General features: G+C 71.8%; 15 protein-coding genes. 12 read left to right on the top strand and 3 right to left on the bottom strand.

Annotated features, from left to right (window positions below):
- Positions 1-105: 105 nt before the first annotated feature.
- The 12 genes from IE262_RS27505 to IE262_RS27450 all read left to right on the top strand — a co-directional run bounded on the left by IE262_RS27505 (position 106) and on the right by IE262_RS27450 (position 12,720).
- Entirely contained in the window at positions 106-519 is a 414-nt protein-coding gene (locus IE262_RS27505) for a DUF3151 domain-containing protein (RefSeq protein WP_134034499.1), read from the top strand.
- Between the two features lie 149 nt (positions 520-668).
- Positions 669-1,529, top strand: coding sequence for a tryptophan 2,3-dioxygenase family protein (locus tag IE262_RS27500; RefSeq protein WP_189877432.1), 861 nt, complete (start codon positions 669-671; stop codon positions 1,527-1,529).
- Positions 1,522-2,751: a kynureninase gene (gene kynU / locus IE262_RS27495; RefSeq protein ID WP_189877429.1), complete on the top strand. Its 1,230-nt coding sequence runs from the start codon at positions 1,522-1,524 to the stop codon at positions 2,749-2,751. The genes IE262_RS27500 and kynU overlap by 8 nt, the downstream gene beginning before the upstream one ends.
- A gap of 168 nt (positions 2,752-2,919) precedes the next feature.
- Positions 2,920-3,873 carry an alpha/beta hydrolase gene (locus IE262_RS27490; RefSeq protein ID WP_189877427.1) on the top strand — a complete coding sequence of 318 codons (954 nt, stop codon included), beginning with the start codon at positions 2,920-2,922 and terminating at the stop codon, positions 3,871-3,873.
- Positions 3,874-3,985: 112 nt separating this feature from the next.
- A complete protein-coding gene (locus tag IE262_RS27485; RefSeq protein WP_229877521.1) occupies positions 3,986-5,110 on the top strand; it encodes an alpha/beta hydrolase in 1,125 nt (374 codons plus the stop codon).
- Positions 5,103-6,317, top strand: coding sequence for an acyltransferase family protein (locus IE262_RS27480; protein ID WP_189877425.1), 1,215 nt, complete (start codon positions 5,103-5,105; stop codon positions 6,315-6,317). The genes IE262_RS27485 and IE262_RS27480 overlap by 8 nt, the downstream gene beginning before the upstream one ends.
- Before the next feature lie 41 nt (positions 6,318-6,358).
- Complete coding sequence (locus IE262_RS27475) at positions 6,359-7,798, top strand: sensor histidine kinase (protein WP_189877423.1); 1,440 nt, start codon at positions 6,359-6,361, stop codon at positions 7,796-7,798.
- Complete coding sequence (locus IE262_RS27470; RefSeq protein WP_189877421.1) at positions 7,795-8,472, top strand: response regulator; 678 nt, start codon at positions 7,795-7,797, stop codon at positions 8,470-8,472. The genes IE262_RS27475 and IE262_RS27470 overlap by 4 nt, the downstream gene beginning before the upstream one ends.
- A 174-nt stretch (positions 8,473-8,646) precedes the next feature.
- Positions 8,647-9,987 carry a sensor histidine kinase gene (locus tag IE262_RS27465; RefSeq protein ID WP_134034519.1) on the top strand — a complete coding sequence of 447 codons (1,341 nt, stop codon included), beginning with the start codon at positions 8,647-8,649 and terminating at the stop codon, positions 9,985-9,987.
- Between the two features lie 8 nt (positions 9,988-9,995).
- A complete protein-coding gene (locus tag IE262_RS27460; RefSeq protein ID WP_373305151.1) occupies positions 9,996-10,751 on the top strand; it encodes a response regulator in 756 nt (251 codons plus the stop codon).
- A gap of 65 nt (positions 10,752-10,816) precedes the next feature.
- Complete coding sequence (locus tag IE262_RS27455; RefSeq protein ID WP_189877419.1) at positions 10,817-11,365, top strand: MOSC domain-containing protein; 549 nt, start codon at positions 10,817-10,819, stop codon at positions 11,363-11,365.
- A 131-nt stretch (positions 11,366-11,496) separates the two neighbouring features.
- Entirely contained in the window at positions 11,497-12,720 is a 1,224-nt protein-coding gene (locus IE262_RS27450; RefSeq protein WP_189877417.1) for a cytochrome P450, read from the top strand.
- Here the strand turns inward: IE262_RS27450 and IE262_RS27445 are convergent.
- From IE262_RS27445 to IE262_RS27435, 3 genes are read right to left on the bottom strand one after another with little or no spacing between them, the layout of a single operon-like run.
- The gene (locus IE262_RS27445) at positions 12,704-12,952 is read right to left on the bottom strand and encodes a hypothetical protein (RefSeq protein ID WP_229877520.1); all 249 of its coding nucleotides are present in this window, start codon (positions 12,950-12,952) and stop codon (positions 12,704-12,706) included. The genes IE262_RS27450 and IE262_RS27445 overlap by 17 nt on opposite strands.
- Before the next feature lie 43 nt (positions 12,953-12,995).
- Positions 12,996-14,612, bottom strand: coding sequence for an ABC transporter permease (locus tag IE262_RS27440; RefSeq protein WP_189877415.1), 1,617 nt, complete (start codon positions 14,610-14,612; stop codon positions 12,996-12,998).
- Positions 14,609-15,559, bottom strand: a complete 951-nt coding sequence (locus IE262_RS27435; RefSeq protein ID WP_189877413.1) for an ABC transporter ATP-binding protein — start codon at positions 15,557-15,559, stop codon at positions 14,609-14,611. Before IE262_RS27435 ends, IE262_RS27440 begins: the two co-directional genes overlap by 4 nt.
- Positions 15,560-15,660: the final 101 nt, after the last annotated feature.

Genomic DNA, 15,660 nt, shown 5'->3' with positions numbered 1-15,660 from the left:
TGGGACGGGTAGGGGCGGCGGGGGCGAAAACCGTTCGGTGGCGCCCGACCCGCAGGCGCACTCCGCCGACCCGACCCGCACCCCCACATGGGCCAGACTGGACCCATGACCATTCACGAGAACCTCCTCGGGGGCCCGCCCCCGACGCACCTCCCCGACGACCCGGAGCCCCGCGAACTGCTCGCGACCGGCACGGCACCCGCGGACGTCGCCGCCCGTTACCCGACGTCGTCCCTCGCCTGGGCGCAACTCGCGGACGACGCGTTCGAGCGGGGCTCGGTCGTCGAGTCGTACGCGTACGCCCGTACCGGCTACCACCGCGGCCTGGACGCCCTGCGCCGCAGCGGCTGGAAGGGCCACGGCCCGGTCCCCTGGGAGCACGAGGCCAACCGCGGCTTCCTGCGCGCCCTGCACGGCCTCGCCCGCGCCGCCGGGGCGATCGGCGAGCAGGAGGAGTACGAGCGCTGCACACAGTTCCTGAAGGACTCCTCCCCGACGGCGGCCCAGACCCTCGGCTGAGCGTCCCCGACGTGGGGCCCGCCCGGTGTGACCAGGCGGGCCTTGCGTTTTCGGGGGACGATTGCGCAGGATGCCCGTGGGGACCGGGGCCCCCGTGTCGATAACGGCAGGGGCGGACCGCTACCCGGATCATTTCGCAGGAGACAGCGATGTCCCAACAGGCTCAGCAGACCCCTCCCCCTCCGGCCGAGGCGCACGAGCCCGAGACCCCGCATCTCGACTTCCAGGGCACGACCCCCTACGAGGACTACGTCAGGGCCGACGTCCTCACCCACCTCCAGCACACCCTCTCCGACGACCCCGGAGAAATGGTCTTCCTGGTGACCACCCAGGTCATGGAGCTGTGGTTCACCGTCATCGTCCACGAGTGGGAGACCGCCGCGGGCGCGCTCCGCGAGAACGACGTACCGACCGCCGTGGCCGCGCTCAAGCGGTCCGTACGGGAGCTGGAGGCGCTCAACGCCTCCTGGCGGCCCCTCTCGGGGCTCACCCCCGCCCAGTTCAACTCCTACCGTGCCGCCCTCGGCGAGGGCTCCGGCTTCCAGTCGGCGATGTACCGCCGCATGGAGTTCCTGCTCGGCGAGAAGTCCGCCTCCATGCTCGTACCGCACCGCGGGGCGCCGCGCGTGCACGCCGAGCTGGAGAAGGCCCTGCACGAACCGAGCCTCTACGACGAGGTGCTGCGGCTGCTCGCGCGACGCGGCCACGCGGTGCCGGACGCGGTCGTACGCCGTGACGTGTCCCGGCGCTACGAGCCCTCCCCGGAGGTCGAGGCGGTGTGGGCCGCCCTGTACGCGGGCGACGAGACCGACGAACTCGCCCGGCTGGGTGAGGCGTTGACCGATGTCGCCGAACTGGTGTGGCGCTGGCGCAACGACCATCTCGTCGCCACCCGCAGGGCGATGGGCGCCAAGCCCGGCACGGGCGGCTCCGCCGGGGTGGCCTGGCTGGAGAAGCGCGCCCAGAAGAACGTCTTTCCGGAGCTGTGGACGGCGAGGTCCCATGTCTGAGGTCCGTGAACTCGCCTTCAAGGCAGGTGAGTTGGACGCCGCTGACGAGCTGGGCGAGCTGCGCGGCAAGTTCGTGCTCGACGAGGTGGTGTACCTCGACGGCAACTCCCTCGGCGCGCTGCCGGTAGGCGTGCCCGGCCACGTCGACGACGTCGTACGCCGCCAGTGGGGCTCGCTGCGCATCCGTTCCTGGGGCGAGAGCGGCTGGTGGACGGCGCCGGAGCGGATCGGTGACCGGATCGCCCCGCTGGTGGGCGCGGCGGCCGGGCAGATCGTGGTGGGCGACTCCACGAGTGTCAATGTCTTCAAGGCGCTCGTGGCCGCCGTACGCATGGCGGGTGCGGGTGCGGGTGCGGGTGCAGGTGTAGGTGTAGGTGCGGGCCGGGACGAGATCCTGGTCGACGCGACGACGTTCCCCACGGACGGGTACATCGCCGGGTCGGCGGCGCGGATGACGGGCTGTTCGCTGCGCCCGGTGACACCGGCGGAGGTGCCGGGGGCGCTGAGCGACCGCACCGCCGCGGTGCTCCTCAACCACGTCGACTACCGCACCGGACGCCTGCACGACCTGCCGGGGCTGACGGCGGCGGTGCACGAGGCGGGCGCGTACGCCGTGTGGGACCTGTGCCACAGTGCCGGTGCCCTGCCCGTCGGGCTGGACGAGCACGGGGTGGACCTGGCGGTCGGCTGCACGTACAAGTACCTGAACGGAGGCCCCGGTTCGCCCGCGTACCTGTATGTGCGCCGGGATCTCCAGCCCCGCTTCGACTCGCCCCTGCCCGGCTGGAACTCCCACGCGGAGCCGTTCGGCATGCGACCCGAGTACACCCCGGCCCCGGGGGCGCTGCGGGGTCGCGTCGGCACGCCGGACATCCTGTCGATGCTGGCCCTGGAGGCGGCCCTGGAGGTCTGGGACGGGGTGACGATCGAGTCGGTCCGCGCCAAGTCCCTCGCCCTGACGGACTTCTTCCTGGAGTGCGTCGCGGCCTACGTCCCCGAGGGCCGGGTCGAGTCCCTGACCCCGGGCGCCCACACGGAACGGGGCAGCCAGGTCGCGCTGCGGTGCCCGCGCGCCGGGGACGTGATGAAACGGCTGATCGAGAACGGCGTGGTCGGCGACTTCCGCCACCCCGACGTCCTCCGCTTCGGTTTCACGCCCCTGTACGTGGGGTTCGGGGACGTGGAGCGGGCGGGGCGGGTGCTGGGGGAGGTCCTGACCTGACCGAGCGTCCTGAGGCCGTGCGGTACCTCAGGAACTTCACCGAGCGTGACATCCCTGTGAATGGTCATGTCACGGGGCCTGGTACCGTCCCGGCCAACGGCGGTTGCCCCATCCGGTCCGTCCGTACCCCAGGAAGCCAATTCCGTTTCGTCGCTGAGAGGTTGGAGCATGCCGGACAACGTCACAGCACCGGATGAGGCAGCAGCAGCGGAGGGTGCGCGGGCCCGGGACGCCGCCGAGGAGGCGTCCGCCTTCTCGCACCCTCCGGTCGACCCCGATGCCGGCGCCGCGTACGGAGACCACCCCGACCAGGTGATCGACTTCTACGCGCCGCGCGGGCCCGGTGCCGGACACGACCTCGTACCGCTTGTGGTCGTGCTGCACGGTGGCGCCTGGCGCGCCCCGTACGACCGCCGCCACACCACCCCGTTCGCCGCCTTCCTGGCCCGCCGTGGTTTCGCCGTGGCGAACGTGGAGTACCGGCGCGGTACGGAGAGCGGCGCGGGGAGTAGCGGTACGGAGAGTGGTGCGGGGAGTGGCGGTGCGGAGGGCGTGCCGGTGGCGGGTCGTTGGCCGGAGACGTTCGACGACGTGGCAGCGGCGCTGGACGCGCTGCCCGCCCTCGTACGGGACGCCCTGCCGCAGGCGGATCCGCGCCGCATGGTGATCACCGGCCACTCGGCGGGCGGCCACCTCGCGCTGTGGGCCGCCGCCCGCCACGTCCTCCCGGCCGACGCGCCATGGCGTGCGGACCGTGCGGCGCCGTTGCGCGGTGTCGTCGCCCTCGCCCCCATCGCCGACTTCGGGGTCGCCGAGAAGCTGGAGGTGTGCGGGGGAGCGGCCACGGAACTCCTGGGCGGGAAGGACGCGTTCGCCGAACGCCGCCCGTACGCAGACCCCGCCCTCCTGCTGCCGACGGGCATCGCCACCACGCTGGTGCAGGGCCGTACCGACATCGTCGTCCCCCAGGCGGTCGCCGAGTCGTACGCCGACGCGGCGGCCAAGGCGGGCGAGATGGTCGGCCTCACGCTGCTGGAGGACGTCGGTCACTTCCCCTTGATCGACCCGGCGGCGGACGCGTGCGCGGTGGTGGCGGAGGAGGTCGCGCAGTTGGCGTGGTGAGACGCCCTGCCCGGTCATACCCGTAGTACCTGAGAGCTACGTTCCAGGTGAGCTCCCTGGAGTGACGCGGACGACGAGTCCGCGTTCCTAACTTTCCTTCCATGCAAGCCCGATGAGCGGGCTGATCGGGAGGGAAGACGCCATGGGGGTCGAGGAGAGCGGGGTCGGCGAGCCGGGCAGGGCGAGGGCGAGGACGTGGGGAGCCGGGAGGGCCCGGCGCGTGCTGCTCGCCCTGGTTGTCGCCGTCGCGGTCGTCGCGCCCCTGGCCGCCTTCGCACGTCCCCAGATCCCCGCCCCGGCACCCGCGGTGCTCCCACCGGTGACGGCGGCCACGCTGGACGAGGCGTACACGGCGAACCGGGCGAACGCCGCGAAGGCGGCCCGCATGGCCGCGGCCAACGGCGACCGGAAGCGGGCCGCGGCGGACCGGTCCATGGCCGCGAGCACCCGGCGGTTCCTCTCCTTCGACGGGCGCGGCACCGGACAGGCCGTCGAGGTCTTCGGCGACCTGGCGCACGCCGACCGCGTGGCCGTCCTGGTCCCCGGCTCCGACACGACCCTGGACACGTACGACCGCTTCCGCGCGGGTGCGACGGCCCTCATGGACGAGGTCGCGACCCGGTCTCCCGGGTCCCCCGGAGGCGGGCACGGTGCCCGCACCGCTGTCGTCTCCTGGCTCGGCTACGAAACGCCGCGCACCATCAGCACGACCGTGCTCACCACCGGCCGGGCCGAGTCCGCGGCGCCCCGCCTGGAGGCGTTCGTACGGGAGCTGCGGGGGCTGGTCGGCCAGGACGCCCGTGTCTCCTTGCTCTGCCACTCGTACGGCTCGGTCGTGTGCGCCCGCGCGGCGGAGCGAGCGGATCGCCGGAGTGCCGGACTCCAGGGCGCCGGACTCCAGAGTGCCGGACTCCAGGGGGAGGCCCGCGTGGACGACATCGTCCTCATCGGTAGCCCGGGCACCGGCGCGGACAGCGCCGCCGCGCTGCACACCTCCGCACGCGTGTGGGCGGCGCGGGGCTCCGGCGACTGGATCGCGGACGTCCCGCACGCCGGCGCCGACCTCTTCGGCACCACCGTCGGCTTCGGTACCGACCCCGTCTCCCCGGCCTTCGGCGCCCGCGTCTTCGCGGCGGGCGACGGCGGCCACAGCGACTACTTCCGCCCGGGCTCCGTCTCCCTGGACAACCTCGCCCGGATCGTCCTCGGCGACACCTCGGAGGTGACCCGTGCGTAAGTCAGCCACACCGCTTCGGTCGGGCCGTGTCCGCACCCTGGCCGGCCGACTCGACGCGGCCACCCCCTCGGAGAGGGACCGGGCGGTCGACGCGCTGCGGGCCTTGGCGGTCCTCGGGGTCGTCCTGGGGCACTGGCTGGTGACCGCACTGGTCGCGGACGGTGGCGCGCTGCGCGCCGCGAGCCCCCTGAGGGACATGCCCTGGCTCGCGCCGATCTCGTGGGTCTTCCAGACGCTGGCCGTTTTCTTCCTGGTGGGCGGCCATGTGGCGACGAAGGGCTACGCGGCGGCAGATGCGCGCGGGACGGCATACGGGGAGTGGCTGCGCACCCGGCTGAGCCGCCTGTTCAAACCGGTCGTGGCCCTCCTCGTCCTGTGGGCGGTGACGGCGGCAGGCCTGCTCGCGACGGGCGTGGACATGGACACGGTGCACACGCTGCTGAAGCTGGCGCTGTCCCCGCTGTGGTTCCTGCTGGTCTTCGCCGCGCTGACGGCGGCGACCCCGCTGCTGACCCGGCTCAACCCGCTGTGGCCGCTGGCCGTCGTCCTCCACGTGGACCTCATACGCTTCGGGCTCGGCGGTCCGTCCTGGCTCGGCTGGGTGAACCTGGCGGCGGGCTGGCTGGTCCCGTACACGCTGGGCGCGGCCTGGACACGCGGCGAGCTGGACCGCCGCCGCGCCGGCTGGCTGCTGCTTATTGGCGGCGGCGTGGCGACGGCGGTCCTGGTCACCTGGGCCGGTTACCCGGCGTCGATGGTCGGCGTCCCCGGCGCCGCGGTGTCCAACCTCAACCTGCCCACCCTGGCCGCCGTCACCTTCGGTCTGGCCCAGTGCGGTCTCGCGCTGCTGCTGCGCGCACCCCTGCGCCGGGCGATGCGGCGCCCCCTGGCCTGGGCGGCGGTGGCCCTCGTCAACCTGTCCGCGATGACCGTCTTCCTCTGGCACCAGACGGCCCTGATGGCGACCACGGCCACCGGTCTGGCGGTGGGCCGCTTCCCTGGCCTGCACACCGCTCCGGAGAGCCTGGCGTGGCTGGCGGTCCGCGTGGCCTGGCTCCCGGTGTTCGCCCTCGTGCTCATGGTTTGCTGGGCGGCGTTCCACGGCTATGAGAAGGGCGGCCGCCCGCGCGCCGGTCGGGGCTCGCGCGTGGTGCGAGTCCAGCGGCGGCCGGAAACGGCGCGGGACGGGGCGGCACGCCATGCCTAGGGGGGCGCGGTGAGGGGGCGGAGGAGGAAGGGGCGGACGAGGTGGAGAAGCGGCTGACCCGGTGGTTGCGGGTGCTGCGCGAGGACCTGTGGACCGCCGACGCGAACCCGCTGCCGCCCTCGGTGTGGCTGCGGTGGCTGCCGCACGGCCTGGTGATCCTGGTCGCGATCGGCACGGCCATCGCCGACATGGACCAACTGGGCGACGGCTACAACCTGGGCACGGAGACCGGACTGCTCATCGCGGTGGCCCAGGGCACGGCGGTGGGGCTGGCCCCGTGGCGGCCCGTTCCGGCGTGGTGGCTGTCGACGGTGGCCGTGGTCGTGTCGGCCATGGGCGCCCGGACCCAGCTGATCGCCGGTCACGCCGAGTTCAACAGCCCGTGGCCGTGGAGCCCGCCCGCGATGGTCGCACAGTGCGTGGTGCTGTACCTGCTGGCGTTGCGGGTCCCCACGCGTGCGGCGGCCGAGACCCTGGCCCTGACCGCGCTGGCCACGTACATCCTGCAGGGGCTCATCGGCTCTGCGAACTACTCGTCGACGGGCATGCTGGCCGTGGCCCTGTTCGGCGGCGTGGTGCTCCTCGGCAGCACCCAGCGCGGTCGCCGTGAGGCCCGCACCCAGCTCGTCGAGCAGGCCGGCATCACCGCTGAGGAGCGCGCCCGGCGCACCCTCCTGGAGGAGCGCAGTCGTATCGCACGCGAACTGCACGACGTGGTCGCCCACCACATGTCGGTGATCTCCATCCAGGCACAGGTCGCCCCGCACCTGACCGAGAACCCGTCCGAGGAGCTGAAGGAGAACCTCGCGGGCATCCGCCAGAACGCCGTGGAGGCACTCACGGAGCTGCGCCGCGTCCTGGGCGTCCTGCGCTCCGAGCACCCCGAGGACCAGTACGGCATAGCGGGGGCCGCGGACGGTACGGCCCCGCACGCCCCGCAGCCCACCCTCGACCGTCTTGGAGCGCTCGTGGAGAACACCCGTGCCGCGGGGCTGGCGGTGACGGTAGAGATCAGCGGCGAGGTGCACCCGTTCCCGCCCGGAGTGGAGCTGTCGGCGTACCGGATCATCCAGGAGGCGCTCAGCAACGCCCTGCGGCACGCGCCCGGTTCGAATGTCCGGGTGGAGCTGGACCACTACCCGCGGGGTCTACAGGTACGGGTCATCAACTCCCGCCCTGCGAGGCCCGCTCCGCCGTCCCCCGGCGCGGGGCACGGCCTGCTCGGCATGCGGGAGCGCGCCACGATGCTCGGTGGCACCCTGATGGCCACCGAGACATCGCACGGCGGCTTCGTGGTGGCGGCGTTCCTGCCCCGTTCCGACGACCCGTCCGGCTCCCACATCTCCACAGGCACGACAGGTAAGACGGCGACAGGTAAGACGGCGACAGGCAAGACAGCGACAGGTACGACAGGTACGCCAGCGACAGGTACGACAGGTACGACAGGTACGACGGGTACGACAGGAGAAAAGGCCCGATGACGAGCAGCGCCATCCGCGTACTGATCGCCGACGACCAGCAGATGGTCCGGCAGGGCTTCTCGGTGCTGCTCAACACCCAGCCCGACATCGACGTGGTGGGCCAGGCGGTGCACGGTCTGGACGCGGTGGCCAAGGTCGCCGAACTCGGCCCGGACATCGTCCTGATGGACATCCGCATGCCCGAACTCGGCGGCATCGAGGCCACCCGTCGCATCATCACCGAGCACCCGCACATCAAGGTGCTGGTGCTCACCACCTTCGACCTCGACGAGTACGTGTACGACGCCCTGCACGCCGGCGCGTCGGGCTTCCTGCTCAAGGACGCCTCCGCGGACCAACTCGCCGAAGCGGTACGGGTGGTGGCCGCGGGTGACGCGCTGCTGGCGCCCGGGGTCATGCGCCGCCTCATCACCGAGTTCTCCCGCCTGCGCGGATCGGCGCCCCGCGCCCCCCTGAAGGAACGGGTGGCCGACCTCACCGAGCGGGAGACCGAGGTCCTCGCGCACATCGCTCAGGGCCTGTCCAACGCGGAGATCGCCGAGCGCCTCATCGTCGCCGAACAGACCGTGAAGACCCACGTGGGCCGCATCCTGGTGAAGTTGGGCCTGCGCGACCGTACGCAGGCGGCGGTGTTCGCGTACGAGTCGGGACTGGTGCGGCCGTCGGGGTACTGACGGGGTACGGACGGGTACGGACGGGTACTGACGGGCGGCGGCAGGGACTTGGCGATGCCCGTAGCCACGGGGATACGCGTAGACCGGGAAGACCCGTAGTACCTGAGATGGACCCGGAAGGACCCCTCTCACTGGTGACGACCGCGAACCGGTCCGGCGCCTACCGTTTGGAACGTGACCGAGACGACCCATACGCAGCCGAGGCCCCCGAAGGGCACAGCCACGTCGCGCAGCCCGGAGTTCCGCCTGGCGGAGGACGCCCTGCGAGGGCTGCGGCAGGACCTGATCCATGACGCGTTCGCCTACCGCCCGCTGCCGCGCATGAGCGTGGACGGCCGGTTCACCCGGCGCCTGAGTCCCCGCCTGCGGGAGTACGCGGTCTGGGCCCCGCATGCCGCTGTGCTCATGGGTGCCCTGTGGGTGATGCTCATCTCCGCGTCCGGCAATGACAGCGGCGGCGGTTTCAGCTCACTGCTGATGGCCCTGCTCGCCGTCTGCCCGGTCCTGCTGACGCTGTTCCGGCCCGTGGGCGCCTTCTGGTGCTCCATGGCGGCGGCTCCGGTCACCGCCACGTTCGGCGACAGCTGGAGCGACTGGCCGTGGCAGACGGGCAGCTTCGCCGGCCACCTGGTGGTGCTGACGGTCGTGGCGCTGCGCACACGACCGCGCACGGCGGCGTGGATGTGGGCGTTGACGGGGATGTACGGATTCTTGGTCGAGTCGGTCCTCGGCGCGGGCCACTACGCGTCGAACACGGGACCGATGATGACCATCTCCGCGTTCCTCCTGCTCGGCGCCACGGTCTTCCACATACGCCGTGCCGCCCAGCGGGAGGTGACCGCCCAGCAGACGGTGACCGCGCACGAGCGCTCCAAGCGCACCCTGCTGGAGGAGCGCACGACGATCGCCCGGGAGCTGCACGACGTGGTGGCGCACCACATGTCGGTGGTCGCGATCCAGGCGGAGGCGGCCCCGTACCGCGTGGAGAACCCGCCGCCGGAGCTGGAGCAGGCCTTCGCCACGATCCGGGAGAACGCGGTCGCGGCGCTCACCGAGCTCCGCCGCGTCCTCGGTGTCGTCCGCGCGGAGGACTACGAGGCACCGGACACCCCCCAACCCACCCTCGCCGACATCGACGGCCTGCTCGCCAACGTGCGGGACACCGGCCTGACCGTCGAGAAGGTGGTCACGGGAGCCGCCCGTGAACTCCCGCAGGGCATCGAGCTGTCCGCGTACCGAATAGTCCAGGAGGCGCTCAGCAACACGCTGCGGCACGCACCGGGCGCCACGGCCCGCGTTGAGATCGGTTACGTCCTCGGTGGTCTCGGAGTGCGTATCGTCAACGGCCCGCCGACCGGCCTCGTGAAGCCGTCCCCGGGCGCGGGACACGGCATCACGGGTATGCGTGAGCGCGTCACGATGCTGAACGGTGAGATGACGACGGCCGAGACGGACGACGGAGGCTACGAAGTGACGGTGTTCCTGCCGGTCCCCCTGACGGACGCCCCCGCATGACGGCCGGCATGAGTGGCACCGAGGGCATGAGCGGTGCCGGTACTGGCACCGGCACCGGTACTGGCACCGGGGGTGGGACCGGTTCCCGTGCCGATGACGGTCCCATCCGTGTGCTGATCGCCGACGACCAGATGATGGTGCGCGAGGGCTTCTCGGTGCTGCTGGGCGCGATGCCGGACATAGAGGTGGTCGGTGAGGCGGTCAACGGCCGGGAGGCGATCGACCGGGTCCGCGAACTCTCCCCGGACGTCGTCCTGATGGACATACGCATGCCCGAGCTGAACGGCATCGAGGCGACCCGGGAGATCGTGGCGGCGAACAGCGTGGCGAAGGTGCTGGTGCTGACGACGTTCGACCTCGACGAGTACGTGTACCAGGCGCTGCGGGCCGGAGCCTCGGGCTTCCTCCTCAAGGACGCCTCGGCGCGCCAACTCGCCGAGGGCGTAAGGGTGGTGGCGTCCGGTGAGGCCCTGCTGGCGCCGTCGGTGACGAAGCGGCTGATCACGGAGTTCTCCCGGCTCGTCCAGGCGCCCCGCCTCCCGCCCTCCGTCCAGGCGGCCTACGGGGACCTGACGGAACGCGAGACGGAGGTTCTGGTCCTCATCGCCCAGGGTCTGTCCAACGCCGAGATCGCCGAGCGCCTGGTGGTCGCCGAGTCCACCATCAAGACACACGTCAGCCGCATCCTCGTGAAGCTGGGCCTGCGCGACCGCACGCAGGCGGCGGTGTTCGCATACGAGGCGAAACTGGTGACGCCGGGCTGACGGGCAGGATTCAGGACAGGGTTACGCTCGCAGCCGATGTCAGTCGACGACAACGGGGGTCGCTCATGAGCGGTACAGGTACGGTCACGGCGGTCAGCAGCAACGGCGAGTACTCGTTCACGAAGCCCAACCGGCCGAGCATCCGGCTGCTGGCCGGGCTCGGGGTGGAGGGGGACGTGCACGCCGGTGTCACGGTGAAGCACCGCTCGCGGGTCGCGCAGGATCCCACCCAGCCGAACCTGCGGCAGGTCCACCTCATCCACGAGGAGCTCTTCACCGAGGTGGGCGGCGCGGGGTTCGCGGTGAACCCCGGTGACCTGGGCGAGAACATCACAACCAGCGGCATCGACCTGCTCGGTCTGCCCACCGGGGCGCTGCTGCTCATCGGGGACGAGGCGGTCGTGGAGGTCACGGGCCTGCGCAATCCGTGTGTGCAGATCGACGGCTTCCAGGACGGACTGCTGAAGCAGGTCGTCTTCCGCGACGAGGCGGGGAACCTCATACGCAAGGCGGGCATCATGAGCGTCGTCCGCGTGGGCGGCGTGGTGCGCCCCGGGGACACGATCACGGTGGAGCTCCCGGACGGTCCGCACCGTCCCCTGGACCGGGTGTGATCCGTCAACCGGATCCGTCAACCGGATTCGGCGATGTGATCCGTCAATGCGATCCGTCAGTGAGGGAGGCGGCAGGGCCGTCGGCCGGAACCCCCTGTTCAGGCGGGGGCGTGGCGGGTTAGCGTCCCTGCATGACAGCCCGTTCCGACAGCGTTCTCGCCTTCGACCCGTGGGACCCCGGGTTCGTCGCCGACCCGTATCCCGTGTACGCGGAGCTGCGGGCGCAGGGCCGGGTCCACTACTACGAGCCGACCAACCAGTGGCTGGTGCCGCGCCACGCGGACGTGTCGGCGCTGTTGCGGGACCGGCGGCTGGGGCGGACGTACCAGCACCGGTTCTCGCACGAGGACTTCGGGCGGACCGCGCCGCCGGCGGAGCACGAGCCGTTCCACACGCTGAACGACCACGGGATGCTCGACCTGGAGCCGCCGGACCACACGCGGATCAGGCGGCTGGTGTCGAAGGCGTTCACCCCGCGGACCGTGGAGCAGCTGGGGCCGTATGTGCGGAGGCTGGCGGAGGACCTCGTGGACGGGCTGGTCGCGTCCGGCGGCGGGGATCTGCTGACCGATGTGGCCGAGCCGCTGCCGGTCGCCGTGATCGCCGAGATGCTGGGCATCCCGGAGTCGGACCGGGCGCAGCTGCGGCCCTGGTCGGCGGACATCTGCGGGATGTACGAGCTGAACCCGTCTCAGGAGACGGCGCGGAAGGCGGTGCGGGCGTCGGTCGAGTTCTCGGAGTATCTGCGGGAGCTGATCGGGGCGCGGCGCCAGGAGCCGGGGGAGGACCTGATCTCCGGGCTGATCGCGGCGTACGACGAGGGCGACCGGCTGACCGAGCAGGAGATGATCTCCACCTGTGTGCTGCTGCTGAACGCGGGGCACGAGGCGACGGTCAACGCGACGGTGAACGGCTGGTGGGCGCTGTTCCGCCACCCGGAGCAGCTGGCGGCCCTGCGCGCGGACCGTTCGCTGGTGCCCACGGCGGTGGAGGAGCTGATGCGGTACGACACTCCACTGCAACTGTTCGAGCGGTGGGTGCTGGACGAGATCGAGATCGACGGGACGACCGTGCCGCGTGGTGCGGAGATCGCCATGCTCTTCGGTTCCGCCAACCACGACCCGGCCGTCTTCGCCGACCCCGGGACGCTGGATCTGAGCCGCAAGGACAACCCGCACATCTCCTTCAGCGCGGGCATCCACTACTGCATCGGCGCGCCCCTGGCCCGGATGGAACTGGCCGCGTCCCTGACCGCGTTGCTCGACCGCGCCCCGACGCTCCGCCTCGCGCAGGAGCCGCAGCGGAAGCCGAACTTCGTGATCCGAGGGCTCGAAGGGCTCAGCGTCGAGATCTGACGCGGCGCAGGAGGACGCGGTGTGCGAGGGCCCACAGGCCCAGGGCCGCGGCGGTCCCACCGAGCACCATCAGCGGCAGCTCGGCGTAGAGGACGCTCCAGTCGGGGCTCTGTTCGAAGCGCCGGAGCCGTCCCTCGACGCCGACGGACCACAGCGCGAGTCCCGCGCCCGCACCGACGGCCGCGGTCAGGCATCCGCCGGCGGCCTGCATGCGTTCTCCCATACTGATCATGGACGCATCCGGGCCGCCGGAGGTTCCGGACGAGCGGGGCAGGTCAGGTCGTGAGGTCCCGGCGCCTCAGTGCCCCCAGGCCACCCGCCACCAGAGCGGCTGCGATGGCCGTGAGGACCAGCACCGGCCCCCACTCCATCTCTCGGCCCGGCAGCTTCGGCAGGTGTCCGAAGGGCGACACGTCCAGCACCGTCTGCGGGACGTCCAGCACGGGCCCGATCCAGCCGATCAGCAGCACCGCCCCGGCCACCGCCCATGCGGCCACGGCCGCCCGCGGCAGCAGCCCGTGCAGCAGTACCGCCACTCCGCCGATGACCCACACCGCGGGCAGCTGCACCAGGCAGGCCCCCAGGATCGGCCCGAACTCCTTGCCGTAGCCGATCGCGAAGCCCAGCCCGGCCAGCAGCATGATCAGCGCGGTTCCCCCGAAGGCGACGACCAGGTGACCCGCTGCCCAGCGCAGCCGCCCCACCGCGTTCGCGAGGACCGGTTCCGCCCGCCCCGACGTCTCCTCGCCGTTCAGGCGCAGCACGGAGGCGACGATGTACAGCGCGGCGACCAGCCCCAGCATGCCGATCATGGCCGCCAGGAACGCGTTCGTCAGCCCGGACTGGCCGCCCATCCGCTGGAACATCTCGCGGGCGCTCGCGTTGTCGCCGACCACGTCGGCCGCGCCCTCGGTCAGACCGCCGTAGACCACGCCGGCGAGGAGGAACCCGATGCTCCAGCCCAGCACACTGCCGCGCTGCAGCCGCCAGGCGAGGGCGCCCGCCGTGTTCAGGCGGCCGTTCGCCGGTCCGGGCCGGGTGGGCAGGAAACTCATGCCCACGTCACGGCGTCCGGCCAGCTCGTACGCCACCGCGCCCTGGAGCAGTACGGCGGCGGCGAGCAGCCCCAGTACCCACCAGCGTTCGTCCGCGAAGGAGCGGACGTTCTCCAGCCAGCCGAGCGGGGACAGCCAGGTGAGGACCGAGGAGCCGTCGTCCTTCGCCGAGTCGCCGGCCGCCCGCAGCACGAACGCCGCGCCCAGCACGGCCGCCGTCAGTCCGCGAGCGAGCCGCGCGCTCTCCGTCAGCTGGGCGATGATCGCCGCCATCGTGGCGAAGACCATGCCGACGCCCGCGATACCGAGGCCGAGCGCCAGGGCACCGGCCCCGCCCTGGCCCGCGAGGCCCCCGACGATCAGCAGGGCGAGGACGCCGTTCGCCACGGCCGCCGCCAGCAGCGCCGCCGTCAGCGGGGCCCGTCGGCCCACCGCCCCCGACGAGACCATCTCCTGGCGGCCGCTCTCCTCCTCGTCCCGGGTGTGCCGGACGACGACGAGCAGGCTCATGACGGCCGCGAGCGCTGCGGCGTAGATGCCGACGCGCCAGGCGGTGAGCGCGCCGAGGGAGTCGTCGAACACCGGGCCGATCAGCGCGCGCAGTGAGGCGTTGGTCTCCATCTGCCGGATCAGGTCGGCGCGTTGGGCAGCGGTGCCGTACAGGCTCTTGAGCGTGTTCGGCATGGACAGCACCATCAGCGCGTTGACGCCGATCCACACCGGGAGCGTCACGCGGTCGCGGCGCAGCGCGAACCGCAGCAGGGTGCCCGATCCCGCGAGCTGACGCGACCCCCCGGTCCGGGGCGTGTACGCGGACGCGGCCGATGCGGCGGTCATCGGACCATCGCCCCTTCCGCGCCCTCGGGCCCCTGAGCACCCTCCGTGCCCCCGGACGCCTGTGCCTCGTCCTGGTAGTGCCGCAGGAACAGTTCCTCCAGCGTCGGCGGGGTCGAGGTCAGCGACCGTACGCCGGACTCGCTGAGCGAGCGCAGCACGGCGTCCAGCTTGTCCGTGTCGACCTGGAGGCGCACCCGCAGTCCCTGTACGTCGAGGTCGTGCACGCCGGGAAGGTGGGACAACCCGTTGGGCGGGCCCGCGAGTTCGGCCGTGACGCTCGTCCGGGTCAGATGGCGCAGGTCGGCCAGCGAGCCGCTCTCCACCGTCCGGCCCTTGCGGATGATGCTGACGCGGTCGCACAGTTCCTCGACCTCGCTGAGGATGTGCGAGGAGAGCAGGATGGTCCGCCCGCGGTCGCGTTCCTCCTCGACGCAGCGCTGGAAGACCTCCTCCATCAGCGGGTCCAGGCCCGATGTCGGCTCGTCCAGGATCAGCAGGTCGACGTCCGAGGCGAAGGCGGCGACGAGGGCGACCTTCTGGCGGTTGCCCTTCGAGTACGTCCGTCCCTTCTTCGTCGGATCCAGCTCGAACCGCTCGATCAGCTCCGCGCGCCGTTCCCGGTCGAGGCCCCCGCGCAGCCGTCCGTAGAGGTCGATGACCTCGCCGCCGGACAGGTTGCGCCACAGGGTGACGTCCCCGGGAACGTACGCGACCCGGCGGTGCAGGTCCACCGCGTCGGCCCAGGGGTCGCGGCCCAGCACCTGCGTGGCGCCCGAGTCGGCGCGCAGCAGGCCCAGCAGGACCCGGATCGTGGTGGACTTCCCGGCACCGTTCGGGCCGAGGAAGCCGTGCACCTCACCGGCCTCGACGTCCAGGTCGAGGCCGTCCAGCGCGTGCGTTCGCCCGAACGACTTGTGCAGTCCGGAGACGGTGATTGCCTTCGTCATGATTCTGAACGTACGGTACTTTCACAAACTTGTGAAGTTAAGGAAGCGTATAAATCGCGGATAGACTCGATGGTGTTAACACAGGCCAACAGAGGTCAGAG

Source organism: Streptomyces bluensis (assembly GCF_014650715.1).
GTDB classification, from domain to species: domain Bacteria; phylum Actinomycetota; class Actinomycetes; order Streptomycetales; family Streptomycetaceae; genus Streptomyces; species Streptomyces bluensis.
This window is presented reverse-complemented; position numbering and strand designations above follow the sequence as displayed.

What these genes read in the sequence shown, in the direction of transcription:
- IE262_RS27485 (WP_229877521.1), top strand. Translation starts at nt 3,986, where the DNA reads ATGAGCGGGCTGATCGGGAGGGAAGACGCCATGGGGGTCGAGGAGAGC.
- IE262_RS27460 (WP_373305151.1), top strand. Translation starts at nt 9,996, where the DNA reads ATGAGTGGCACCGAGGGCATGAGCGGTGCCGGTACTGGCACCGGCACC.
- IE262_RS27455 (WP_189877419.1), top strand. Translation starts at nt 10,817, where the DNA reads ATGAGCGGTACAGGTACGGTCACGGCGGTCAGCAGCAACGGCGAGTAC.
- IE262_RS27500 (WP_189877432.1), top strand. Translation starts at nt 669, where the DNA reads ATGTCCCAACAGGCTCAGCAGACCCCTCCCCCTCCGGCCGAGGCGCAC.
- IE262_RS27470 (WP_189877421.1), top strand. Translation starts at nt 7,795, where the DNA reads ATGACGAGCAGCGCCATCCGCGTACTGATCGCCGACGACCAGCAGATG.
- kynU (WP_189877429.1), top strand. Translation starts at nt 1,522, where the DNA reads ATGTCTGAGGTCCGTGAACTCGCCTTCAAGGCAGGTGAGTTGGACGCC.
- IE262_RS27440 (WP_189877415.1), bottom strand. Translation starts at nt 14,612, where the DNA reads ATGACCGCCGCATCGGCCGCGTCCGCGTACACGCCCCGGACCGGGGGG.
- IE262_RS27445 (WP_229877520.1), bottom strand. Translation starts at nt 12,952, where the DNA reads ATGATCAGTATGGGAGAACGCATGCAGGCCGCCGGCGGATGCCTGACC.
- IE262_RS27450 (WP_189877417.1), top strand. Translation starts at nt 11,497, where the DNA reads ATGACAGCCCGTTCCGACAGCGTTCTCGCCTTCGACCCGTGGGACCCC.
- IE262_RS27490 (WP_189877427.1), top strand. Translation starts at nt 2,920, where the DNA reads ATGCCGGACAACGTCACAGCACCGGATGAGGCAGCAGCAGCGGAGGGT.
- IE262_RS27505 (WP_134034499.1), top strand. Translation starts at nt 106, where the DNA reads ATGACCATTCACGAGAACCTCCTCGGGGGCCCGCCCCCGACGCACCTC.
- IE262_RS27435 (WP_189877413.1), bottom strand. Translation starts at nt 15,559, where the DNA reads ATGACGAAGGCAATCACCGTCTCCGGACTGCACAAGTCGTTCGGGCGA.